Annotated in this window: 15 protein-coding genes; 14 read left to right on the forward strand and 1 reads right to left on the reverse strand. The window is 49.7% G+C overall.

Going from position 1 to position 25,803, the window contains the following annotated elements:
• The first annotated feature begins 12 nt into the window (after positions 1 to 12).
• The 10 genes from SCB77_RS12910 to SCB77_RS12955 all read left to right on the forward strand — a co-directional run bounded on the left by SCB77_RS12910 (position 13) and on the right by SCB77_RS12955 (position 17,933).
• Entirely contained in the window at positions 13 to 1,155 is a 1,143-nt protein-coding gene (locus tag SCB77_RS12910) for a DegT/DnrJ/EryC1/StrS family aminotransferase (protein WP_320182417.1), read from the forward strand.
• A 143-nt stretch (positions 1,156 to 1,298) separates the two neighbouring features.
• Positions 1,299 to 2,078, forward strand: a complete 780-nt coding sequence (locus SCB77_RS12915) for a polysaccharide biosynthesis/export family protein (protein ID WP_320182418.1) — start codon at positions 1,299 to 1,301, stop codon at positions 2,076 to 2,078.
• Positions 2,079 to 2,093: 15 nt separating this feature from the next.
• A complete protein-coding gene (locus SCB77_RS12920) occupies positions 2,094 to 4,493 on the forward strand; it encodes a GumC family protein (protein WP_320182419.1) in 2,400 nt (799 codons plus the stop codon).
• 256 nt (positions 4,494 to 4,749) lie between these two features.
• On the forward strand, positions 4,750 to 5,721 hold the full coding sequence (locus tag SCB77_RS12925) for a nucleotidyltransferase family protein (protein WP_320182420.1): 972 nt from the start codon (positions 4,750 to 4,752) through the stop codon (positions 5,719 to 5,721).
• A gap of 210 nt (positions 5,722 to 5,931) precedes the next feature.
• Complete coding sequence (locus SCB77_RS12930) at positions 5,932 to 6,552, forward strand: hypothetical protein (RefSeq protein ID WP_320182421.1); 621 nt, start codon at positions 5,932 to 5,934, stop codon at positions 6,550 to 6,552.
• Positions 6,553 to 6,602: 50 nt separating this feature from the next.
• On the forward strand, positions 6,603 to 7,358 hold the full coding sequence (locus SCB77_RS12935; RefSeq protein ID WP_320182422.1) for a tyrosine-protein phosphatase: 756 nt from the start codon (positions 6,603 to 6,605) through the stop codon (positions 7,356 to 7,358).
• A gap of 1,313 nt (positions 7,359 to 8,671) precedes the next feature.
• A complete protein-coding gene (locus SCB77_RS12940) occupies positions 8,672 to 14,497 on the forward strand; it encodes a DUF7507 domain-containing protein (RefSeq protein ID WP_320182423.1) in 5,826 nt (1,941 codons plus the stop codon).
• Positions 14,498 to 14,500: 3 nt separating this feature from the next.
• Positions 14,501 to 15,520 carry a PorP/SprF family type IX secretion system membrane protein gene (locus SCB77_RS12945; protein WP_320182424.1) on the forward strand — a complete coding sequence of 340 codons (1,020 nt, stop codon included), beginning with the start codon at positions 14,501 to 14,503 and terminating at the stop codon, positions 15,518 to 15,520.
• Positions 15,521 to 15,523: 3 nt separating this feature from the next.
• Positions 15,524 to 17,455, forward strand: a complete 1,932-nt coding sequence (locus SCB77_RS12950; protein ID WP_320182425.1) for an OmpA family protein — start codon at positions 15,524 to 15,526, stop codon at positions 17,453 to 17,455.
• Positions 17,456 to 17,810: 355 nt separating this feature from the next.
• Complete coding sequence (locus tag SCB77_RS12955) at positions 17,811 to 17,933, forward strand: hypothetical protein (protein ID WP_320182426.1); 123 nt, start codon at positions 17,811 to 17,813, stop codon at positions 17,931 to 17,933.
• Positions 17,934 to 18,011: 78 nt separating this feature from the next.
• Here the strand turns inward: SCB77_RS12955 and SCB77_RS12960 are convergent, their stop codons facing one another.
• Complete coding sequence (locus SCB77_RS12960) at positions 18,012 to 18,566, reverse strand: PD-(D/E)XK nuclease family transposase (RefSeq protein WP_320182427.1); 555 nt, start codon at positions 18,564 to 18,566, stop codon at positions 18,012 to 18,014.
• A 2,302-nt stretch (positions 18,567 to 20,868) separates the two neighbouring features.
• Between SCB77_RS12960 and SCB77_RS12965 the strand changes: the two genes are divergently transcribed.
• From SCB77_RS12965 to SCB77_RS12980, 4 genes are all read left to right on the forward strand, one after another.
• Positions 20,869 to 22,287, forward strand: a complete 1,419-nt coding sequence (locus SCB77_RS12965) for an exopolysaccharide biosynthesis polyprenyl glycosylphosphotransferase (protein ID WP_320182428.1) — start codon at positions 20,869 to 20,871, stop codon at positions 22,285 to 22,287.
• A 54-nt stretch (positions 22,288 to 22,341) separates the two neighbouring features.
• Complete coding sequence (locus SCB77_RS12970; RefSeq protein WP_320182429.1) at positions 22,342 to 23,085, forward strand: hypothetical protein; 744 nt, start codon at positions 22,342 to 22,344, stop codon at positions 23,083 to 23,085.
• A 24-nt stretch (positions 23,086 to 23,109) separates the two neighbouring features.
• Positions 23,110 to 24,738, forward strand: a complete 1,629-nt coding sequence (locus tag SCB77_RS12975) for a hypothetical protein (protein ID WP_320182430.1) — start codon at positions 23,110 to 23,112, stop codon at positions 24,736 to 24,738.
• A gap of 305 nt (positions 24,739 to 25,043) precedes the next feature.
• Positions 25,044 to 25,784 carry a tyrosine-protein phosphatase gene (locus tag SCB77_RS12980; RefSeq protein WP_320182431.1) on the forward strand — a complete coding sequence of 247 codons (741 nt, stop codon included), beginning with the start codon at positions 25,044 to 25,046 and terminating at the stop codon, positions 25,782 to 25,784.
• The last annotated feature ends 19 nt before the right edge of the window (positions 25,785 to 25,803 follow it).

Genomic DNA, 25,803 nt, shown 5'->3' on the forward strand with positions numbered 1-25,803 from the left:
GAGGGAGTAATAATGAATGAGAAGATCTGGTTATCCTCGCCGCATATGGGGGGCAACGAATTAAAGTATATACACGAGGCATTCGACGCGAATTGGGTTGCTCCATTAGGACCCAACGTGGATGGTTTTGAACAGGATATTGTTTCTTTTTTAGAGGGAAACGTACAGGTAGCTGCGCTATCTGCGGGTACAGCAGCGTTGCATTTGGCGCTGATTGAGTGTGGTGTTGGATACGGTGACGAGGTCATTTGCCAATCCATGACCTTTTCCGCATCGGCTAATCCCATAGCTTATCAAGGAGCAATTCCAGTATTTATTGATTCCGAGCCCGATACCTGGAATATGTGTCCGCGGCATTTACGCGAAGCTATTCGCGATCGATTTGCGAAGGGCAAGAAACCGAAGGCTATTATTGTTGTGCACCTTTATGGCATGCCCGCAAAGATGGACGAAATTTTACAAGTCGCGAAAGAATTTGATATCCCGGTTATTGAGGATGCCGCAGAGTCTCTCGGATCTTCATATAAAGGGCAAGCCTGCGGTACTTTTGGCCGATTTGGCATCTTAAGTTTCAATGGAAATAAGATCATCACAACCTCTGGCGGAGGAGCATTGGTTTGTCATTCCCAAGAGGATAAAGACAAGGCGGTTTTTTTATCAACGCAGGCACGCGATAATGCGCCACATTATCAACATTCGCACATTGGCTACAATTATCGTATGTCCAATATTTCTGCAGGCATTGGCCGTGGTCAGATGGAAGTATTGACCGAACGAGTAAACGCTCGCCGCGCCATGCATCAGTTTTATACCGAGTTGTTCGAATCTGTAGAAGGCGTAACGGTGTTAAGCGAACCTTCGTCTGATTTTTATTCCAATCATTGGTTGTCTGCTATTGTGCTCGATGCGGAAAAAGTCGGGAAAAATCGAGAAGATTTGCGTTTAGCGTTATTCGAAGATAATATTGAATCGCGACCTTTATGGAAGCCCATGCATATGCAACCTGTGTTCGCAAACAGCCCATATTACGGGACGCAAGTTGCGGAAAAGCTCTTTAAAGATGGTCTATGTTTACCCTCAGGATCTAATTTAAAAGATGAGGAGAAACTACGAATCAGAGAAGCTGTAGACACTTTTTTCCTAACGAAGCCTTAACTATACTTATGGTGGACTCCATAGTTTTCCAACAAAGATTAACTTGTTTCTTTGTTGATAACGCCGTTAAAAAAGTTATTTTTGCTAAGTGTTTATAAATTTGGACGACTTTTTGCTTTTTAACAATCTATAATATAATTTCAATGTGTAAACGTATTATTGGCCTGGGATTATTTTTACTAACCCTGATAACTTCGCTTATTACTTCGTGCGCGAGTCGGCGAGAACTCGTATACTTTCAGCCTGATTCCGTAGATTTGATTTCATCCTATGAATTGAATGCGCCTAAGTTGCAGCCGGGAGACATATTAGCTATTTCAATAACGGCAGATGATATACGTGCTACGCAGCCCTTTAATCAAATATCCCCCTATCAGGGTGTGAACGGGACTATACAGCCGACCAACCCTTTTATTCCTACTTATGCTATTGATGTTAATGGGGATATCGATTTCCCGAAACTCGGCAAAATAAGGATTGCCGGAAAAACTCGTACGCAAGCGATGGATTTTCTGCGTAATGAAGTTAGCAAATATATCATAGATCCTGGTGTGAGCATGGAGGTCCGGAATTTTAGGGTCACGGTGCTAGGCGAAGTCCGTAATCCAGGCACATTCTCCGTAAATAATGACAGAATAACCGTATTAGAGGCGTTAGGATTAGCGGGAGACTTAACAATAAATGGTGTACGAAAAAATGTGCTGGTTATTCGTGAGCAAAATGGTAACAAACGCGAGTTTCGACTAGATTTAACAAAACGAGAATCTTTGAATTCACCAGTGTATTATCTTGCCCAGAATGACGTTATCTACGTAGAGCCCAACGGAGCCCGAGTGCAATCTTCAAAGTACACACAAAATACCTCCGTTTTCGTTTCCATTGGGGGTGTTATAATTTCGGTGATCGCAGTGCTTACCCGTTAACCTAAAATAATCTAAATGAATATAAATTCTACGCAGCAATCCAGAAAGCTTGACTCACAAGAAATTAATGTGAAGCAGTTATTTGAGCAATATACCTACTATTGGAAATGGTTTCTCATAGCAATCATCATCTGTCTGTCTTTGGCATTAATCTATCTCCGGTATGCTGAAAAAATATATAATGTTACTGCGAAGGTTTTGTTACAAGATGATAAACAGGCCTCTGGGGAGTTAGCTGGATTATCCGAGTTGGCTAGTTTGACTGGTGTTGGCTCTGCGTCATCTGCGTTCGTGTCAGACCAAATGGATGTCATGAAATCTAGAAGGATTTTTAGGAAAGTAGTTGAACTAAACCGTCTTAATATAAACTACTTTAGTAAAGGTAATGTCAAGTCTTCCGAACTCTTGGAACCACATTCTCCTTTGAAGTTGGTTATTCTAGAGCCAAGTCATCCTCGTCTTGATTCTGTTTCTTACAATTTTGTTGTGGAGAAAAATGGGAATAAATATAAGTTTAAAGATGATGAGTACGGAAGCCGAGATTATGCACTAGGTAATAAGATTATCACAGCGATTGGTATGATATCGCTAGTCCCACAGATCGGTGATAAATTTGAAAATAGTTTGGAGATTTCATACAGTCCTATCGAAAAGACAGTAGACGATCTTCTGAAAATTATTGAGGTTACGCCAAATAAAGATAAACAGTCTATGATTGTTAATTTTTCTCTTGATTATGCCAATAGAGATAAGGCAACCTTAATATTGAATTCTTTGATAGAGCAGTACAATATTGATGTTTCTTCAGATAAAGCTCAAGTGACTAAAGCAACGTCGTCGTTTATTAATTCGCGTTTAGCTTTAATATCTGATGACTTAGCGTCTGCGGATACTCGGGTGGCGGATTATAAGGATGCCAATAATCTTGTAGACATGTCATCGGAGGCGGAACTTTTTATGAAAAGTGCATCTGAGAATGAAAAAAAATTAGTTGACTTTCAAACGCAATTAAGCTTAGCGGATATGATTAGAAAGGCCGCTGGTGATACTGGCACTTTAATGCCTGCTAATTTAGGAATAAATGATCCTGCAATTCAAGCATCAATCAAAACATACAATGATCTAATATTGGAACGTGAAGACCTTTCTAGATCAGCTACTCCAGACAATCCGGTCGTACAAAACTTGGATAAAAACATTGTTGAACTGAATAGAAATCTACAAATAGCATTAGATAATTATCGGCAGATCCTTCAAGCAAATGTAAATACGTTGATGGGTCAGAAAGATAAGTTTGAAGGTAGATTAGGTCAGTTACCCCGTCAAGAGAGAGGTTTTAAAGATATTTCCCGTCAGCAACAAATTGTCGAATCGCTTTATTTATTCCTGTTGCAAAAGCGGGAAGAAACGGAGATTCAGGCTTCTGCTACCCCTGCCAATCTTAAAATTATAGATAATGCTTACGGATCTGAAATCCCTGTTGCGCCTCGCAAAGCGATTGTATTATTCGGTGCTTTTATATTAGGATTGTTTATACCCTTCATCATAATTTACCTCAAATTCCTGCTCGACAACAAAATCCACTCCCGCAAGGATATCGAAGAAGCCTTTCCGGCACCAATCTTGGGCGAAATTCCATCGTCCGACCATCCTATTGTGGAGGAGAACGACCGTTCGTCTTTGGCCGAGGCTATCCGTATTTTGCGGACGAACATCTCCTTCATGTTGGGGCATAAAAAAGATCAGTCATCCGTGCTATATGTCACGTCGACTACCTCGGGTGAGGGGAAATCTTTCGTGTCAACCAATCTTGCGAAGATACTTGCGATGTCCGGGAAGAAAGTATTGTTGATCGGTGCGGATATCCGCTCACCGAAGGTATTGGATTATTTGGGACTGTCGCATTTGCAGCACACCAATATCGGTATTACGCAGTATCTGATTAATCCGGAGATGTCGGTGTCCAGTATTGTGATCAAAAAACCGGAACCTTATAACTTCGATATCATTTACTCCGGTTATATCGCCCCCAATCCAGCGGAGCTGTTGATGAATGGCTATTTTGCTGATGTAATCGCCTATGGGCGCATGCAATACGACTACGTTATTGTTGATACGGCGCCGGTGAGTTTGGTAACCGATACCCTACTGATTGCTGAGCATGCCGATATGACGATCTACGTGGCCCGTTCGAATTACTTAGATAAGCGCTTGCTTAATGTGCCGAAAGAACTGTATGAAGACGGCAAGCTGAAGAATATGGCCGTTGTGATCAACGACGTCGACTTTAAGCGCGGTTACGGCTATGGTTATGGCTACGGCTATGGCTATGGTGAGGGCACGAAAGAAGTGTCGCTCCGCAAGCGGATCAGTAGGTTTTTTAAAGACCCATTTAATAAAAAGAATAAGCTGTAAGTTTAGCTAATGGAAACACAAAAGCCGATGACATACGTCTATCGGCTTTTGTGTTTTTTACCTACTCGCTGTAACCCCCTCATATCTCCTCCCTAAAGCGCCTAGCATCCTCCTGCCGTCGCTTCGCTACAAATTTTATTTTTATCGAAATCGAGAATTGCCTTGGCATCAAACTTGCTTCATCGATGACGTCAACCACCTCTCGCTTTTTAGAAGCAGGCTTGTGTGTTGGCCAACAAGAAAGAAGTACATACCTATGCAAACAACAAATAGGGCAACACAGCCCATCCTCGTCATTTTGGCAGCCGGCATGGCTAGCCGTTACGGTTCTGCGAAGCAGGTCGATGGATTTGGCCCCAATAACGAGACAATTATAGATTATTCCATTTACGACGCCATCAAAGCCGGTTTTGGCAAGGTGGTCTTCGTTATTCGCGAAGAATTCCTCCCGATTATGCGGGCCAACTTTGATCATAAGTTGCGCGGCAAGATCGAGGTGGCCTACGCTTTTCAAGATTTTAATTTGCAGAAGTTTGGCGTAGATACCTTGGTAGAGCGCGAGAAGCCTTGGGGTACGGCACATGCCGTCATGAGTGCCGAGCAGGAACTCGACCGTCCATTCTGCGTCATCAACGCCGACGATTTTTACGGTTTCGATGCCTTCCAAAAGATGCACAATTTCCTTGTTAACGAAGCGCACGATGAAGAGATGGCCATGGTTGGTTTTCAGATCGGCAACACCCTGTCCGAACACGGCTACGTATCGCGTGGCGTATGCGCGCTCAACGAGCAGGGCTATATGCAGAGCGTCACCGAGCGCACCAACATCTACCGCGGGGCAGATGCCAGTGCCGATAGCATCGTCTACAAAGAAGGCGAGGAGGAGCATCCACTAGCAGAAGACACCTTGGTATCTATGAATTTCTGGGGCTTCACGCCCAAGATCATTGATGTGGCGCGTTCCCTGTTTCCGGATTTTGTGCAGAAAAACAAAAACAACCCCAAAGCGGAGTTCTTTATACCAACCATTCCCGATTATATGGCGAAGATGGGCTTGGCGCAGTTCAAGGTTATCCCTACCTCGTCGCAATGGTTTGGTGTCACCTATAAAGAAGATAAAGCGCAAGTGCGCGACAGCATACAGCAGCTGGTAGCTTTTGGGGCTTATCCAAGCGCTTTGTATGCCCCTGCACGGCAGGTGGATACCGCCCTGTACTTGGAACAATAGCTTTTTTACGAGCTTCAACGGCTTTTTCAGCGAGAGAGCACCATGGAGGAGCCATTTACTGCGCACAGCTATTACCGATAGACGGTAAATAGCTGTTGCAACATTTTTTGAAAACCCACCCTTTTGGGTGGGAAAGTTTACGCCATTGTGCGCTACTTTTGGATTATCATCTACCTACGAAGAACAATGATTAATCTAAAAACGTACAACATGGCTATAATAGATAGTCGGCCAGCCTATTTATCGAAGCTGCGCGACTATTTCCAACAGTCAACGGCATTCCATTCCATTATTGCCGTAGGTAGTATCGACGAGTTTTACGATAACCTGGGGAGGCAAGAAATTGATATCGTACTCTGCGGCCTAACGCCGGCTCTGGAAGCTGTACAGTCTATGTTCAGTGATTTGCAGAGCCGGTCTACAGCCAACAAAATGGTGCTACTCGCACCGCTAGAAGATAAAAACCATATTTTTCAAGGCATATGTTACGGTGCTACGGCATTCCTGCCCGAGCGCTTACCCTTGCCTATTATGGAGCAACGCCTCCTTTTTCACCTGCAAGACAACTATTGGCTCCATGCCGAGCTTGCTCGCCTCATGTTGCGGTACTTCAACCAGCAGTTTGTATGCTCGTCTCGCATCCTGCAACCGCTTTCTGCGATGGAGCAGGGCTTGCTCGAGCTGATCAGCGAGGGCGCCTGCCTGCAAAAGGTAGCCGAAGCGCAGAAAAGCGAAGCCCACGAAGTGAAGTCCCTTATTGGCGGCATCTTCTACAAGCTGCACCTCATCCACCGCAAAGAGCGGGCTTTAATCCTAGAACCTGTTAGCTAGCGTGATGTAAAAACCGAAAATCAACCCTAAACCCCAAATATCTCCCACACATGTTCTCTATATTCAACCGCAAACCCCGCTATCAAGATTTAAGTTGGATGGCCGTCGATATGCACACGCACCTGTTGCCCGGGCTAGACGATGGCAGCACTTCCGTTGCCGACAGCACCGAGATGATCACGCGCATGCACAAGCTCGGCATCGTGCAGTTCTACGGCACGCCGCATGTGCAGCAAGATATCTACCCCAACAGCAATACCGCCATCCTCGCCGCCTATCAGCAGCTGCAGCAAACACCGGCATTGAAGCATATCCATATCGACTACGCTGCAGAGTATACCGTCGAGAAAGCCTTCCTACAACAGGTCATGACCGCTACCGACAACCTCTTGGCGCTGGCCGACAATTACGTGCTCATCGGCATGTCCTACGTCAGCGAAAGCCCCTACATTGAGCAGGTGATCAATACCTTGATCATCAAGGGCTACACCCCGGTGTTGGCCAATGTCGAGCGCTATGTGTACTACCATCAGGATAGCAGTTCCTTAAAGAAATTCAAGGATCTCGGTTGCCTACTGCAGGTCGGTTTGTTGTCTTGCTACGGCTATTACGGTTCGAAAGAGAAAAATGTGGTCAAGAGCCTGCTGGATCACGGTCTGGTAGATCTGCTGGGCACCGACGTGCACTATGAAAGGCATGTCAAAGCCATCGAACACTTTGTCGGCAAGCAAGATCTATCGCCCTACTTCGCGGGAAAGATCAAGAACAAAGAGCTTTTTCTGAACAATCAGGGCATCGACGCGTAATTCCTTAGCGATAGCGTTCGCCGCCTTCAACCTTGCAAAACCAATCCTAATATACAGGTAGCCTCCTTTCGGAACTTTGGTGTCTGTGGTGGGAGACCTTTCCGGCATAAGGACTACCTTTTCTTTGGCACAAGATGTTTCTGTTTACTAAACAGGATGCTTGTGCCTTTTTTTGTCCCGAAGCCCCGGGACAAGGGCCTTACTTTTGTGGGGCAAAAGTTTACGGCTACGCCGGATTAATACTTTTTTGTCCCATGCTGGGACCGGTTTGTCCCTAAGCCCGGGACAGGGGCCTTACTTTTGTAGGGCAAAGGTTTACGGCTACGCCGGAGTAATACTTTTTTGTCCCTTTCAGGGACTGGTTCGTCCCTAAGCCCGGGACATGGGCGATACTTTTGTGGGGCAAAAGTATCCAAAACCCTGTCGCGAATTTTTGTTGCATCCTTGTTGGGCAGTGCAAGGGCAAATGTCTACAGACGCAACAAAAATAAGGCGACGTTGCTGTTAATTAAGGCAGGAGCGGTAATTGTAAAGTTTGATACTTTGTGATAAAGTGAAGAGCTGATAGCGGTGATCTTAAAATTTACCACTACCTTATCGCATTACTCAATACGCATTACGCAATACCATAAATAGCGATCGAAAAGCTACATCATACGGTAACCGTTTAACGTAACTTTTCCAGTCTCCTTCCAAGTGCTGGGAAACAAAGAACATGTTTGGGGAATCGAGCGATGGACAAAGCCTAGAAATCATGTCGGAATCGCATCCAAAGCGATTTCGACTTTATTTCAGCTTTGTCAAACATGTTGCTTTGTGCGGGCCGGACTTGTGCGACAAAGCACCTGAAGGGGACAAAGGCTTTTGAGCACTTTTGGCCTTCAAAAGTGCTGCCCTGCCGCGGCGAGCGGCGGAAAGGGTTGAGGGGGGATAGTGACGAGGCTACAAAGTGACGAGCTGATAGCGGCAATCTTATAATTTACCGCTTCCCTAATCGCATTACGCAATACCCACTACGCACTACACTATTGACATAAATCAATACCTCCTTAATAAATCACCCCAATACTACCCAAAAGGGTGGGGGAAAATCCAAAACCCGATTTTATCTTTGTAGGATAATAGTTGAGTTTTAGTGAATATACAACACGTTTATCATCAAAGATAAACCATGCTATGAAAAACAACCGCCTACTTTGGATAAGCGCTTATGAGTTCAAGGATAAGAGGCGAAACCAAGATTATTAGCTAAAACCCGTGTAATAACAACAAGTGCCGGCAGGTGAGCGTGTCTTACCATGCCTAGATAAAATATGATGTGTACAATCCAACGCGTGGGAAGTTTTTTTGGGGGAAAGCTTACTCTTATCAGCGCATTGGTCCTCCTATATACGCTGCTATGGTCCTTGCCGAGCAGCGCTGCAATACCTGCCGCCACCAGCGTGCAACAATCGGCAGATGTTCGTTTTACGCGCATTACCGATCGGTCGCGGGTCTACACGAAAGTAGGCGATGTCATTGAATACACCGTCAGCTTGGCAAACCGAGGTCCCGGTGCCATCAGCAGCCTGGTGCTCACCCATAGCAAGGCCGAGAATACCCAGCCGATCAGTTTGCCCAATATCGATGTCAATGGGCAGCGCACCTTTATCATCTCCTACAGCATTAGCCAGGCCGATATCGACCGTGGCGCCGTCTACGCCGAGTCCGTCCTTACCGGACGCTATGCCGACAACAGCAGTTTCACCTTACGTTCCGTCGATACCGCGCCGCTGGATCCCAGTAGCCCCGGCACGCCGGCGGCGGATCCCAGCTGCTTAAACTGCACCGTCATCCCTATCGTGCAGTCACCCAAGCTGCAGGTGGTGATGAGCACTGACCGCTCGCGGCGCTATACCAAAGCCGGCGAACTTATCAACTACGTCATTAGCGTGCGCAATACCGGCAACACCAGTCTGCAGCAGCTGCGCGTCCATAGTAAAGATGCCGCAAATACCTTGCTGGGGCAGGCCGTAAGCTTGGCCGTCAACCAAACGCTGACCTTCAGCAGTTCCCACAGCATCACGCAGGCCGATATCGATCGCGGCGTGGTATACCAGCAAGTGCAGGCCAGCGCCAGCAGCAACGGTAAAGCCATCAGCCAGGCCTCTGTCGACGGCAACCCTTTGGGCACCACCGACCCGCTGCGCTCGCCCGACTGTCCCGACTGTACCGTGGCCCCCATCCAGCGGGAATATAAGCTCAACCTCGTCAAAAGCATAGACCGCAGCAAAACCTACCAACAGATCGGCGATGAGCTGCTCTACCAAATCACCCTCACCAATGCCGGCAATGTCACGCTCAGCAATGTGCAGGTCAGCGACAATAATGCCACGCTGCAAGGCAGCGGCAGCTTTGCCAGCCTCTTGGCTGGCGAAACGCAGGTGCTGCAAGCCAAGCGTAGCGTTACGCAGGCCGATATCGATCGGGGCGCAGTGTACAACCAAGCATCTGTTACGGCCAAAGATCCCGAAGGAAACAGCCTTTCCACCATCTCCATCGATACCAATCCCCTGCTGCCGGCCGATCCGCTTTACGATGCCACCTGCCCCAGCTGTACGGTGGTGCCCATTGTGCAGAGCCCCCTGCTCAGCATGGTCAAAACCACCGACCGCAGCCAGCAGCTGCAGAAGGTAGGCGATGTTGCGCAGTTCAGCATCCGCGTGAAGAACAGTGGCAATGTACCCCTGTATCAGGTCAGCATCACCGACCCTTCGGCGGACAACCGCACGGTGGGTAGCATTGCCCTCTTGGCTATTGGCGAAGAGCGCAGCTTTACCGCCAGCCACAGCATTACGCAGGCCGATATCGACCGGGGCGCCATTTATAATGTGGCTGCCGGCACCGCCCGTACGGTTAAAGGTGTTCAAATCAGCAGCCTGTCTACCGACGGCAATCCCCTGCCCAGCACCGATCTCCTGTATGATCCCGCCTGTGCACACTGCACCGTTATCGCCGTGCAGCAGCAAACGCAGGTACAGCTTCATAAAACCACCGACCATAGCCTTGTCTACAGCAAAGCTGGCGATGTTATTGAATATACCGTTGTGGTGCGTAATACCGGCAACACCACCCTCAGCAACCTGCAGCTATCCGGTGTTCGGGGCGAGCAGCGCAGCATAGGCAGCATTGCCGTCTTGGCCGCGGGCGCCACGCGCAGCTTCCGCACCAGCCATGTCGTTACGCAGGCCGAGCTCGATCGGGGTGCCGTCTACAACCTGGCGCAGGTCAAGGCCGTCGATCCCAAAGGACGGGAGATCGTGCAAACATCTACCGATCCGCAGCCACAAACCGAGCTGCCCGTAGATCCCGACTGTCCCGATTGCACCATCGTGCGCCTCAGCCAGCAGCCTGGTATGCAGCTCTTGGAAACCGCCGATAAAACGCTACCCTACAACAAGGTGGGCGACATCGTGAGCTACACCATAACGCTGCGCAATAGCGGCAACCAAACCCTGCGCGATATTGTGCTCAGCAATGAGAAGTTGCAGCTGGCCGATGCCGGCACGCTAGCACAGTTGGAAGTCGGGCAAAGCCATCGTTTCGAAGGTAGCCATGTGGTCACGCAGGCCGATCTAGATCGCGGCGCGGTGTATACGCAGTCCTCGGCCAAAGCCTTGGATCCCAAAGGCAGCAGCTGGGAGCGGCTTTCCGAAGATGGCGATCCGCTGGGCGCCTTAGATCCCTTGCTGGATCCCGCCTGCGCAGGCTGCACGGTGGCACCCATGCAGCAGCTCCCCAAAACCGCCTTTATCAAATCCTACAACCGAACCGAGGTATACAATCAGCTGGGTCAGCAAATCAACTATACCATCCGCGTAACCAATACCGGCAACGTGACCTTACAGGATGTACGCCTGTCGGATACCAATGCCGATATGCAGGATCTGGGCAGCATCGCCCAGCTGGCCGTTGGCGAAACCCGCAGCTTCAGCGCCACGCATAGCATCACGGCAGCCGATATACAGCAAGGCGTGGTATACAATCAGGCCCTATTGAAAGCCGTTTACGGCAGCCTGCCTTACGAACAAACTTCCGTGGATAGCCAACCGCTCAGCTCCGATCATCCTTTGTTTGATCCGGCTTGCCCCAGCTGCACCGTCACGCCGGTAGGCTACCTCGATCGCTTGGTGTTGCAAAAGACCGCCGACCGCAGCCAAACCTACAGCAAGGTGGGCGATGTGATCAGCTACAGCCTGGATGTGCGCAAGGAAGGCAACCGCTCGGTTAACAACCTAGTCATCACTGATGCCAATGCCGACGATACCTATGTAGGCTCGGTGAGCAGTCTTGCCGTGGGCGAAAGTCGTCAGTTTACCGCCAAGCATACCGTCACGCAGGCCGATCTGGATAGCGGTGCCGTCTACAACCAAGCCGTAGCTTGGGCGCGCGATACCGATGGCAACCTCTTGGAAAGCCTCTCGGTAGATGGCAGTCCACTACCCGAAATCAACGATTGGTTTGATCCCAACTGCCCCAACTGCACCATCACCTTGTTGCAGCAAAACCCCGCCTTGCGCTTGCTGAAGACTACCGACAGAACCCAAGTCTATAAACAGGTGGGTGATGTCATTATGTATTGGTTGATCATGACCAATACCGGCAATGTGACGCTCTTCAATATACAGCTTACCGATGCCAATGCCGACGATTCGGCCGTGGGGCGCGTGAGCCGCTTGGAGGTAGGGCAAACGCGTACTTTCTTGGCCTACCATACCATTACGCAGGCGGATGTAGACCGTGGCGCGGTATATAATATCGCCCTAGCCCAAGGGCAGGATCCACGTGGAAAATCCGTGGAGGCGCAATCGGAAGATAACAATCCGCTGGATCCGAATGACCCGACTAATCCCGAGCCGCATCCGGATTGCCCCAGCTGTACCATCACGCCTGTGCAGCAAGAGCCGGCTATCAGTCTTACTAAAACCAGCGACCGCAGCCAGCGCTACAACAAGCCGGGCGATGTTATTCGCTATACCCTTACCGTGACCAACAGCGGGAACACCACCCTAAAAAATATACGCATCAGCGATGCCTTGGCCGATGTGCCCGAGGTCGGGCTTATTGCCCAGCTAGAAGTGGGGCAGAGCCAAAGCTTCACCGCGACGCATACCGTTACGCAGGCCGATGTGGATCAGGGCGCCGTTTATAATATTGCCTATGCCAAGGGCGAAGACCCGGCAGGGCGACCTGTGGAGGCGCATTCTACCGATAGCAACCCCTTAGATCCCAACGATCCGGAGACGCCCGAGCCACAGCCCGGTTGTCCAGACTGCACCGTGACGCCCATCGACCAGCGAGAAGGCCTGCGTATTATCAAGACTGTCGACCTATCGCAGCCCTTCCGTTATGCCGGCGAGCGCTTGGCTTACCGCATTGCGGTGAGCAATGTGGGCAATGTAACGCTACGCAACATTGTGGTCAGCGATGCCAATGCCGATAATCCGCAAGTAGGCAACATTGCCGAACTGGCGGTGGGGCAAACCGTGGAACTAACGGCCTACCATACCATTACGCAGGCCGATATGGAGCGTGGCTATGTCGCCAATATCGCGCATGGCGTGGGACAAAATCCGCAAGGCGAGCCTGTGACGGAAGATTCCGAGTCGGGCAATACGCCGCAGCCGGGCGATCCTACCGACCCTGCCTGCCCACGCTGTACCATTGCGCCTTTGCCTTGGAAAAAGCTGGAGGCTATCGACGATTATTTCCGCGGCATCAATGGCCGCACGGGCAGCACCACCGAAACGGTGTTGTTGAATGATAAGCTAGAGAACGTTGCAGTGGTTGCCGCCGAGCTGCTGCTCACGCCGGGCACGGCTCCTGCAGCGGGCATCGCGATGCAGGCCAACGGCCGCATCTTGGTATCGCCGGCAGTGGCGGCAGGCAGCTACAGCTATCCCTACCGCATTTGCGAAGTCAAGAACCCGTCCAACTGTGCGCAGGCCGTCGCCTATATCGAGGTGCTGGCCACGTTGATCGAAGCCGCTGATGATACCTATACCGTGAATGGCAAGGTGGGCGGCACCACCGCCAGCATCTTTGTCAACGACAAGCTGCATCAGCAGGTTATTGTGCGGCAGGATATTGCCTTGCATAGCGTGCACACCGAAGTGGCGGCGCTACAAATTCAGGCAGATGGTAGCATCCGCATTGCGGCCGGTACGGTAGCGGGCCTCTACGAGCTGCCCTACCGCATCTGCGAGGTGCTCAACCCCAGCAACTGTGCCAGCGCTGTGGCACGGGTGCAGGTGCAGATGGCGCCAATCCTTGCCGAAGATGATCGTTTTCTGCCGATCATAGGCGCCGAGGGTGCTGTTACAGCCTCTGTCTTACAAAATGATAAACTTAATCAGGTCACGCTGCTGCCAGCAGATGTTCGCCTCAGCTGGCTGGATGAAGCTCCGGTAGGACTCGAGCTGCGTGCCGACGGCAGCATCGTGGTGCAGGCGCAGCAGCCGGCGGCGAGCTATCAGCTGCGCTACCGCATCTGCGAGTTGCTTAACCCCAGCAACTGCAGTGAGGCGACGGCCTATATCGAGATTGTGCCCACACCCATCCTGGCGCGCGATGAGCGTATCGCCATCAGCTGGAGCCGCGAAAGCCAGCAGACCATTTCCGTGCTAGACAACGACCTGCTCAACGGCAAAGCCATCGTCTTGGAGGATATTACGCTCTACCCAGGCATCCCGAGCGACGCCGGCCTCAGCATGAACCGCGATGGCAGCATCTTGATCCCTAGTGGACTTCGGCCGGGCAGCTACAGCTTTCCCTACCGCATCTGTGAAGTGCTGAACCCCAGCAATTGCGCGCAGGCGGTAGCCACGATCGAGATCAGCTCGGAGCTCTTTATCCCCAATATCTTCACGCCGGGGAAAAACGATGGCATCAACGATACCTTCGAGATCATCGGTCACAAGCAGTTCGATCGCATCAAGCTCGTGGTCATCAACCGCTGGGGCAACGAGGTCTACAAGAACGATCAGTATAACAACGACTGGAACGGGAGCAACCTCCCCGAAGGCACCTACTATTACCATATTACCACCTTCAAAGGCTCGGAAACCCAAGTGCTTAAAGGTTGGGTGATGATTAAGTAAAGCATGAATAGAACGACATACACCCTATACGGCGCCCTGCTCGGCCTGCTGCTTTTGGCGGCAGGGCAGGGCTATGCCCAGCAGAATATACAGTTTACGCAGTATATCTTCAATTCCATCAGTGTCAATCCGGCCTATGCCGGCTACAAGGAAGAGTGGTTTGCACAGGTGGGCCTACGCAGCCAGTGGACGGGCTGGGAAGGTGCGCCGCGCACAGGTTCCCTGTCGGTAGATGGGGTACTCGATCCGCAGAGCAAGCGCCATGGCGTAGGGCTGCAGTTTACGGCCGATAAGCTGGGCGCGCAGAGTGCTACCTCGGTTTATGCCAGCTACGCCATGCGGCTGCAGCTTGACGATCGGGATGCGCGGCGCCTGGCCTTGGGTGTAGCGGTTGGCGGTACGCAGTATGGCCTGGATGGCAGCAAGCTGCAGGCTGTCAATCCGCAGGACGAGGCCATTCCGCCGGGCTATATGTCCAGCTGGAACCCCGATATCCGCTTGGGCGTTTACTATTCCAGCCCCAAGCTTTATGTGGGCTTGGCCGTGCAGGATCTGTTTGCCAACGGCGATCGCCACGATGCCATGCGCTTTAACCAAAACAGTTTGGAAAGTCTTTACCGCACCAGCAATGCCTATTTGATTGCCGGCGGCTTGATCGCCCTTGAAGAGGGTCTGCACCTGCGACCCAGCTTGCTGGTCAAGGATGATTTTAAAGGTCCCACCTCCCTGGATGTGAATGCGATGTTCATCTTTCAGGGCCGCTTTTGGATCGGTGCCGGCTATCGTACCCGCGCCCGCCTGTTTGATAGGCCCTATTACGATCAGTCGCCCTTGAAGCTGACGGCCATGAATGCCATCACCGGCATCGCACAGATCTACGCCAGCAACAACCTGCGCATCGGCTACTCCTATGACTTTATGATCAACCAAATGCAGGGCCTGCAAAGCGGTACGCACGAGATCACCCTCGGTCTTACCCTCGGCCGCATCCTGCAGCAGATGTTAAGTCCACGGTATTTTTAGAAAATGAAAAAAAACATCCTATACATCATCGCTATCCTGCTCTTTGCCGGGCCTACTATCTCGGCGCAAGAGCAGCTGACGCTGCGGGATAGGGCCGAGGAGCTCTACGAGCGTATGGAATATGCGGAGGCTATTCCTTTGTACGAGCACCTCTTGCAGGTCAAGAAGCCGCGCGTGTTGGATATGGAGCGGTTGGCCTCGGCCTTCCTCTATATCAACGACTACGAGCAGGCCGAAAACTGGTATGCACGCGCCGTGCAAACGCCGGGCCATCGGCCGGAGGCGCAGTGGGGCTATGTGCAGTCGCTGCGACAAAACGGTAAATATACGGAGGCCAAGGTGCAGCTGCTGGATTACCGGCAGCGGCATGGCGACTCGCCCAAGCTGCAGTTAGCCATTCTGGGCTGCGACTCGGCTATACAGTGGATCGCGGCACCCACAGCGCACCGCCTGCACAACCTGCGCGAGGTGAATACGCCGCTGGCGGAGTTTGCACCCTTCCCGGTACAGGATAAGCTCTACTATGTGGGCGAGCCGCGGGGCGGCAGCAAGAACCGCAGTGGCATGACGGGGCAGTCGTACTTGCGCCTCTATTCGGCCAACCGCGATGGGCAGGCCTTGTCCTTTGCCGAGCCGCTCAGCTATGCTTTCAATACGGCGCTGTACCACATCGGTCCGCTGGCGGCCAGCGCGCAGGGCGATACGCTCTATGTCACGCGTACTGCCGTAGGCCGGCAGGCGGAGCGCTTCAAGAAGGATGGGCGCCGCTTTCGTAAGCACAACCTAGAGCTCAAGCTGTATATCCGGCAGGGCGACGACTGGCGCGAGGAAGATTTTCCCTACAACAAGGTGGAGGCCTACTCGGTAGGCCATGCCTGCCTCTCCGCCGATGGGCAGACGCTTTATTTCGCGTCCGATCGCCCGGGCGGCGTGGGTGGTGTTGATATTTGGTACTGCATCCGCGATGCGCAAGGCGCTTGGGGTCGCCCCATCAATGCGGGCTCCACGGTCAACTCGCCGGGCGATGAGCTCTTCCCGGCGATCTTTGCGGATGGCCTCTACTATGCCAGCGATGGCTTCGCCGGCATGGGGGGCTTTGATATCTTCCTAGCAAAGGGCAGTCGCGGCGAATATAGCGCGCGCCACAACCTGCGCTACCCCATCAATACGGCGGGCGACGACTTCGGTATGGCGCCCCTGCTGGTGGAGGCGGAGGACTTTGAGGGCTTCCTGTCGTCCAACAGGCGCGGCGGCCTCGGTGGCGACGATCTGTATACGGTGAAGCTGCAGAAGCCTAGCCGCCGCATCACGCTGCAGGGGCGTGCGCACGACAAGAAGACGCGCGAGGGTCTTGGCGAGACGATGGTGAGCCTCTTCGCCGGCGAAGGCGAGCTGGTGGCGCGCAAGCAGTCTGACGATCAGGGCTTCTTTCAGTTTGAGCTGCAGCCGGGGCAAACGCACTGGGTCTTTGCAGATCATAAGGGCTATATGGCCGACTCCACGCGCTTGGCGCCGATCTTCAACCAGGCGGATACCAGCGTGCAGGTGTCGCTCTTCTTGGCGCCCCTCAATAAGGTGGGCGATAAGATTGTCCTAGAAAACTTGTATTACGATTTTGATAAACACGATATACGGCCGGATGCGGCTTTGGTACTCAACCAGGTGGTGCGCGTGATGCGCGACAACCCGGGCTTGCGCATCGAGCTGTCCAGCCACACGGATAGCCGCGGTAGCGACAGCTACAACATGCGGCTGTCGCAGCGGCGTGCCCAAGCGGCCGTCGACTATATCGTGAGCCGCGGCATTGCCGCAGATAGGCTGCAGGCGCGTGGCTACGGCGAAAGCCGATTGGTAAACCAATGCGCCGAAGGGGTCAACTGCAGCGAACCCGAGCACCAGGCCAATCGCCGCACGGAGCTCGAGGTGATCCAATAATTTATTTGCACAACACGAGTACCCGCCCCTAGGGTGCCTCATATTTTCAAAGTAGGCAAGTCATGGTGCGCCGCCCGGCAATCCATGACTTTTTTTTGTCCCGGCACCCCGGGACCGGGTTTGTCCTTCGCCAGGACCGGTTCGTCCCTAAGCCCGGGACATGGGCGATACTTTTGTGGGGCAAAAGTATCCAAAACCCTGTCGCGAATTTTTGTTGCATCCTTGTTGGGTAGTGCAAGGGCAAATGTCTACAGACGCAACAAAAATAAGGCGACGTTGCTGTTAATTAAGGCAGGAGCGGTAATTGTATAGTTTGATACTTTGTGATACGGTGACAAAGTGAAGAAGTGACGAGGTGATAAGGTTACAAAGTGACGAGCTGATTGCCTTAATCTTGAAGGTTACCGCCATCCTCGTCTACATACAATACTATTCATTGGCGGAAGGGGTTAAGGGAGGGAGTGATAAGGTGACATAGTGACGATTGATAGCGGTCGTCTTATAATTTACCTCTAACCCTTATCGCATTACTCAATACGCATTACGCAATACTATTTCACAACGCTTCAATTTCTGCAATGGAAAGTCCGGTAGCTTTAGCGATATCGGTAACGGAAAGTCCCATTTTCTTTAGTTCTAGGGCTACCGCAACTGCTTTTTCGTATCTTCCTTCTTCTAAGCCTTTTTCTAAGCCTTCTTCCCTTCCTTTCTCAATACCCTGTTGCAGCCCCTGCTCCAACCCCTGCTCCAACCCCTGTTCCAAGCCTTTTTCCAGACCCTGCTTCAAGCCGTTCTCAATCGCATCTGCTAGATCCAGCTCTTGGGTCTCACGGATGGAGAAGGCATCCCATTTGCGTTTTAAACTTACATCATACATATTTCGTTCCTCCTTATTTAATTGTGTGTAGGCAGCGATATCAAATAGCCGCTCAAATATAGGCTTCCGCAGATAGACCGATAGCTTCTTCAACGTAGACATATTCTTCAACACATAGAGCCACCTATCGAGATCCGTCTGTAATTCAGTCTCTTCCTTCTCAAATTTAACCAATTCTATGTAGGTATATCCCAATTGTTTATAAAAACTTTCTCCGTATGTGTATCTACGCAATACCTTTTTGTCCCTTTCAGGGATCGGTTTGTCCCTAAGCCCGGGACATGGGCCATACTTTTTTCAAGATAAAAAAGTATGCAAAAAATCTTTGTTTCATCCATGCGATCTTACCCACCGTCCAACCCACAGCGGTTCACTGCCTGCCAGGCGAAGATGACATTCCAAAATCCCTTTTTATTGGATTTTGGCATATAATCTAATGCCTTCCCTACCCACTAGCCCACGGCAGCAGCCCGCTCGTTCCATCGCTTGATGAAACAAAAAAGCTCCGTTGATCGCTCTGTTTTAAACAGGAGGTGCTCGATCGCATTTTGGAAAGTGACGAGGTTACAAAGTGACATAGTTACGAAGATCACAGCGATAACTTTAGGATTTACCGCGGTCCCTTCTACATACTCTGTACTAAGTACTATTAAAATAGCGATCGAAAAGCTACATCATACGGTAACCGTTTAACGTAACTCTTCCAGTCTCCTTCCAAGTGCTGGGAAACAAAGAACATGTTTGGGGAATCGAGGGGAGGACAAAGCCTAGGAATTATGTCTCCATCGCATCCAAAGCGATGGGGACGTTATTTCAGCTTTGCCAAACATGTTGCTTTGTGCGGGCTGGATCTGTGGGACAAAGCACCTGAAGGAGACAAAGGCTTTTGAGCACTTTTGGCCTTCAAAAGTGCTGCCCTGCCGTGGCGAACGGCGGAAGGGATTTGAGGGGGAATACATTACAATACGAATTAAAAGCTTGCGGTAGCTGGATTTGCCAAACATGTTGCTTTGTGCGGGCTGGATCTGTGGGACAAAGCACCTGAAGGAGACGAAGGCTTTTGAGCAATTTGGCCTTCAAAAGTGCTGCCCTGCCGTGGCGAACGGCGGAAGGGATTTGAGGGGGGATAGTGATATGGTGACGAGGTTACAAAGTAACGAGCTGATGGCGGTCATCTTTATAAGGTACCGTTACCTTATCGCACTACGCACTACTCACTACGCTGTACTAACGGCAAAAAAAGTAAGTGATTTATCACTTTTTCAAAACTATTCTCTTCTTACTCCGTTTAAACAATAAGAAACAATTATCCTTTTGTTAAAAGTTCGGCACGGCATGTAATGCTTTTTAGGAAGTTTTCAAGTACGTGGTTGCAAGAGGCTCTTTCATATAAAAGGGCCACCGAGGCGACCCTTTCACTGCTTATGAAAATTATGTTTCCCGGGGAGAGAAACGATGTGTCAAATTTAAGAATAATATCTGATCAAAATATGCGTAGCATCATAAAATGTTGTAACATTTATATATTTTGTCTCATTTTTTGTATGGCGCAATCGATTGTTCTTTTTTTGGTGCTGCGACGGTTATTTCTATGTCTCGCGTAGATATACGGATTTTGATCCGTCGGATCTGTACCGTTTTTTCTATCCCGAGTTCTGAAAAGCCCACCTATACTTTGGTCTAGTTTTGTAGAAACTCGCTGATCTTCAAAACCTTAAGATTTGTCCCCTGCTTGTCCCCGCCTTAGGCTTGTCGTTATTGATCTTTCGCCTTTTCTTTGTTGCTTCAAAATTTTGGTATGGTACTTGGGCGATTCTGACCTGTAAAATTTAATTTGAATTTATATTGGATACAATTAAGAAAAAAAAGTATTTTTGTAGCCATCAAACTACACGATCGGCCATGCTGCTGGGGCGATCGTTCAAAAAGGGTAACAGCGAACCCGGCAAGATCGTTTACAGGTCAACTGATTTTGCATCCGTTTGTTACAATAATTATCATAAAAAAAATGATTTTCGTTACTTTTCCGCGTTTAACAATGCGTTTTTATTAAGGATAACGTAGATTTAATATAAAATTAGCGAGAATGTAGCATATTGTTTACAAATAATAGCTATATTTGGGTCTACAATTTAAAGATTAACACCGAATGGGGTAAAACCCATGGGTAGTGTACGGCAAAAGCATCAATCTAAGCTAAAATAATTGTGAAAAAGCTGTACTTATGAAAATTTTGAACAAAATTAGTGTTTACAACGACTTAAAACTGAGAAAAAACAGAAAGTAAATTGATTAAAAGATCCTCGTAAAGGGGTGATGGGCAAATGTACGTTGCGGCATGTTAATTTAATATGGACTAGCATACGGACTTTGTGATAGCTTGATCTTGTGCATACAAAAATATGCAGAATAGCCACACTTTTGCCTTGTTTTTAATCTATACGAATCTCGATTCACTTATAAGATTCCACTTTCTTGTTACGCTTGTTTTCGTCTGCATAAGTAAATAATTGAAATAGAATTAATCTTGTAGAATATGCATAGATATGTCCAAAACCGCGTGCTGGCTTTTTTAAAGATACTGCTTGTCTTAACCGACGCTGTATGTTTAAATATTGCCTTTGTAGTTGCCTTCTCGTTGGTAACTGCCTATGGCCTTGTAGACGCAACAGAGGTGATGAGTAGTAACTACTTCTCGCTATGGATGATGTTCAACCTTATTGCGGTCGTTTCGGCGATGTTTTTCAAGCTCTACTCGGATAATACCGTGGAGCGTTTGGAAAATGTATTCCGCATGACGGTGCGCACGGCAGCCACGCTGCTGATCATCTTTAGTGGTTGTACGTTTATCGGCCATGCCTTCTCGGGCGTGTATTACTTCCTCGGGGCGGTCTTCGCCACGGTTTTGTTCTATGCCGCAATCTCCCGATTCTTATTGACGTATGTCTATACCGTGCTACCGCGCCGCCTCAAGTGGAGCAAGCGTGTGGCGTTGATCGGGCACAACGATCACCTTGGTCCACTGGCCGATAGCTTCTCGCCTAACAATCCGTTCTACAGCGTGGATACCATTGAGTATCACGATGCGATGGAGAAAGCGACGAAGGATGAGAAGGTGGCGCAGTTTAAACGTTATTTCGAGCAGGTTTCCAAATTGGGTATACATGATGTGTTTTTGGTGAGCACGCCGGATATGACCAGCTACAGCAAGGAACTTATTATGGCGGCAGATCATCAGTGTGTGCAGCTCAACTTTGTACCGGCGGTAACGGCGAGCATCAACTACGGCAATGAAGCTGCCGAAGCAGTGACTATGCAGTTGCCGGTTTTGCGCTCGCACGAGGAGTCGCTGTCGACCATGGAAAATCGCATCAAGAAACGCTTGGTGGATCTTTTTATCTCCAGTATGGTCATCATCTTTATCTTAAGCTGGTTGGTGCCTATCATTGGTTTGATTATCAAGATACAGAGTCCAGGGCCTATCTTCTTTAAGCAGCCGCGCTCGGGACGTAATAACAAGTCTTTTGGCTGTTACAAGTTCCGCAGTATGGTGATCAACAAGGATTCGGGTAATAAGCAGGCGACCAAAGGAGATAAACGTATCACACCAATCGGGGCTTTCTTGCGCAAGACCAACTTGGATGAATTTCCACAGTTTATCAATGTATTCTTGGGGCAAATGAGTGTGGTGGGACCACGTCCGCATATGCTTTCGCATACCGAGCACTACAGCCAGTTGATTCAGCACTATATGGTGCGTCAATTTGTCAAGCCGGGAATTACAGGCTGGGCGCAGGTAAATGGTTATCGCGGGGAAACCAAAGAACCGGAATTAATGGCCAAGCGTGTGGAATTCGATATCGAATACATGAGCAACTGGTCGGCTATGCTTGATTTTAAGATTGTCTGCATGACAGCCATCAACATGGTAAAAGGGGAAAAGAACGCGTATTAATAAACATGCATAGTAGAAATCCAAATAAATTTAAACACCTATTTAGAAGTAATTATGAACATTAGATTTACTTATTTTGCCATGATGCTGATAGGTTTTCTGACCTTCGCTGCCACCACCGAGGCAGTAGCTGGGGAAGGAGAGCGCGATAGCATCCCGGAGTCGGCCTATGAATCCGGCTACCCTAATCCGTTTGCACTGGGTGTGCACGTGGGAACCACTGGCGTGGGACTCCACATTTATCAGCCCTTGGGCAACCACTTTGGCTTGCGCCTGGGCGGTTCCTTTATGCCTTTCCACACGGATATCGTTGGCAACTACAGCAACCGTGATGTCCGTTCGGATGTTTCGGCCAAGGCCAACAATGTTTCTTTGCTGGTTGGTTGGGCGCCATTTTCGCAGCAACGCGGCTTTTTCCGTTCGTTCAATATCCAAGTGGGCGGTGCGTACTTCTTTGACTTGAGCGGTAAATTAGAATCCCGCTTGGTAGAAGGCTACCGTTATGGGGATATCAATGTACATCCGGATCGCGTAGGAACCATCACCACCAACGTCAACTGGAAAGAAACGGTCAACCCTTATGCGGGTATCGGTTGGAGCAACATTGTGTTGGATAGCCGTTTCTCGGTCAGTATCGACTTGGGTGCCTATTACCTGTCCAAGCCAACGGTAACGATGGAAGCGACCGGTTTGTTGGAAGAGAATGTGAACAACGCGCCTACCATCGAGAACAACATCAAGAACTACCGCTACTTGCCGCGTGTAGAGATTGGTTTCAGCTACAGGTTTTGGAAATAGGAGAACCTTAAAATTATTGTGATTATGAAATTCAGAAAATTAGCGATATATACCTTGGCCTTCGCTCTTGCGGGAAGCGTTGCGTCATGTGAAAGTCCCCTAAAGGACTTTAATCTGCAGATCAGTACAGAGGTGATTCAGCACTATGCTACGCTGCGTGTTGTAAATAGCAGCAATGCCTCTGTTGCCAATGCAACAATCACTTTGGTGTCTGGTGATACACAAGACATTTACAATTTGGATGGACGCAAGGAGTTTAAGCTAGCCGGCGATTTGGTAGCCTTTGGCTTGGATCCGGCGCGCACGCCAACAGCAGCAAATCCTGTTCGTTTCCGCGTACAGATCGCGGCACCGGGCTACACCACACAAATTGTGCCCGTAGCGATTACCGATGCATCTGCTGGTATCGAAACGGTTATCTTAACCCAGCCGGCAAACTTGCCTGATGGCGCTGCACAAATTGTAGAGAATGTGCCTTTGAATTCCAATGGCTCTACCGCTGCGGCGGCTACGGTGGCTGTGGCTTCGGCTACGCCAGGTACTGCCGGTAATGTGGAATTGACTATCCCTGCCGGTACACAGTTTCTTGACGCACAGGGCAACATCCTGGTGGGTTCTTCCGTACGCATCACCATCACCAGCGTCGACGCGAATCACGAGGATGCCATCACCTTACTCCCTGGCGGTAGCCTGGTAGCGGATGAAGTCGTTGTGGAAGGCGGTAATACGACATCTGGTGCATTTGCATCTGCGGGCGTCGTAGATGTAAAAATGTTGGTCAATGGCGTGGCGGTTAAATCATTTAGCCAGCCGATTGGTATCTCGATGCCTTTAAATCCAGGCTTCGTCAGCCCAAGCACGAACCAAGCGCTTTCTACCGGCCATGTCTTGCAAATCTTTAGCAACAGCGATACCGATCGTGTTTGGACTTTTGAAGAAAATAATGCTGCCGTAGGCTCTGCTGCTACCGGGTTCCGTGCCAACTTCAGCACAGATCACTTGACCTTCTTTATGGCGGGTGAATTTGGCGAAGCTTGTGAGGCGGCACGTAGTATTGTCTTCTCGGGCGACTGGATGGCCAACGGTTCTACCTATCCTATTGTGGTAGAAACGTGGTGGGGCGGTCGTGTCCTAACTACCACAGATTACTCCATCAGTTTAAACAATGCCGCTATTGCGATCGATAATGTACCTGCTGTAGGAACATCGATTGTGGTTAAAAGTGCTGCAGGAAATATCTTGGAGCAAGCTCCTTTGGGTGCCTGTGGTGCGGTAACCAATATGCGTCTGCCAAATCCTGGCGATGCAACAGGTACCGTTTCTACACTACAATTGTATGTGCGCTGTCCAGATAAAGTTGACCCGATCACTTTGTTGCCTACATTCGAGATGTTTTATCGCGTAGCAGGTAATGGCGAATACAAATACCTAGGCGCAGTAGACAATGGCTTCCTAAGGACTACTTTGTTACGTACAGACGGCACACGCTACGATTTTAGAGCCGTGTGGAAAGGCCGTGTGAAAACCGTGCAAGGGAAAACGGTAATTGCCGATAATACAGCAACGGTGGGTATTGCCCCTGGCGATATCATCGGTGAAAAAGCAGGCGCAACCAACTTGGCCATATTGACCGAGGAGTGTGGTAACCTGTAATAGCATAAAGAAAACAAAACGCTCGTAGCCGAGCATGCAAGATCTCAAGTGTTAAACTTGTAATTGTAGGGGAATATTCCGGCAGGTCGCTCCTGCCGGATATTTCTTACAATCCGCAAATCCACCGGCGATCTAAAGGAAATGTAAACATCGTCACTTCGCCTGTGTTTATCATCAACCGAGCATTATCAAGGAAATGCAAACAATGTCACGTTGTTTTCATCACCCTATCACTAATTCAAGGCAATGCAAACGACGTCACGTCGCAGACCATCACCTTGTCACTTTGTAACTTGTAACAACACATGTTCAATATCTTCAACAAAAACCGTAACAATACCCTCGAATGGCTGCAAGTGGATATGCATTCCCATATTTTGCCGGGCATAGACGATGGGTGCAAGACGGTGGAAGATAGCTTGAACTTGCTGTCGCGCCTATCGGCATTGGGCTTGGATACCTTTTACTTTACGCCCCATATCTTTCAGGATATGTACCCCAATACCCCCGAAAGTATTGCACGTGCCTTTGGCTACCTCCAAGGTACCGAAGCACAACCGCTACTGGCAGGCTACGCGGCAGAATATATGGTGGATGGGCATTTTGACCATCGCCTGGACAAAGAGGAGCAGCCCTTGGCTACCCTGCCCGGCAACCATGTGTTGATTGAGATGTCCTACATTCAAGAAAGCAAAAGCATTGAAAAGAACATATTCGATTTACAGATCAAAGGATACCAGCCAATCTTGGCGCATCCTGAGCGTTATGTATTTTATCACGAAAATCCTAAAGCCATAGAACGCTTTAAAGACCTTGGTTGCCTCTTGCAGCTGAATGTGCTTTCTGTCTTTGGCTATTACGGTTCACGCGAGAAAAAAACGGCTAAGTATTTGCTCGATCGCGGGCTTATCGACTTCGTCGGCACAGACGCTCACCACGAAAGGCATATTCATATGCTCGAACGCGGCTTAAAGAAGGAGGATATCAAACCGCTCTTTAAGAAGTGCACCATCAAAAATCAGTCTTTGCTCCACTGCAGCACGTAAAAGCGGGCATACATCTACA

The sequence above is a fragment of the Sphingobacterium bambusae genome (assembly GCF_033955345.1).
Taxonomy (GTDB): domain Bacteria; phylum Bacteroidota; class Bacteroidia; order Sphingobacteriales; family Sphingobacteriaceae; genus Sphingobacterium; species Sphingobacterium bambusae.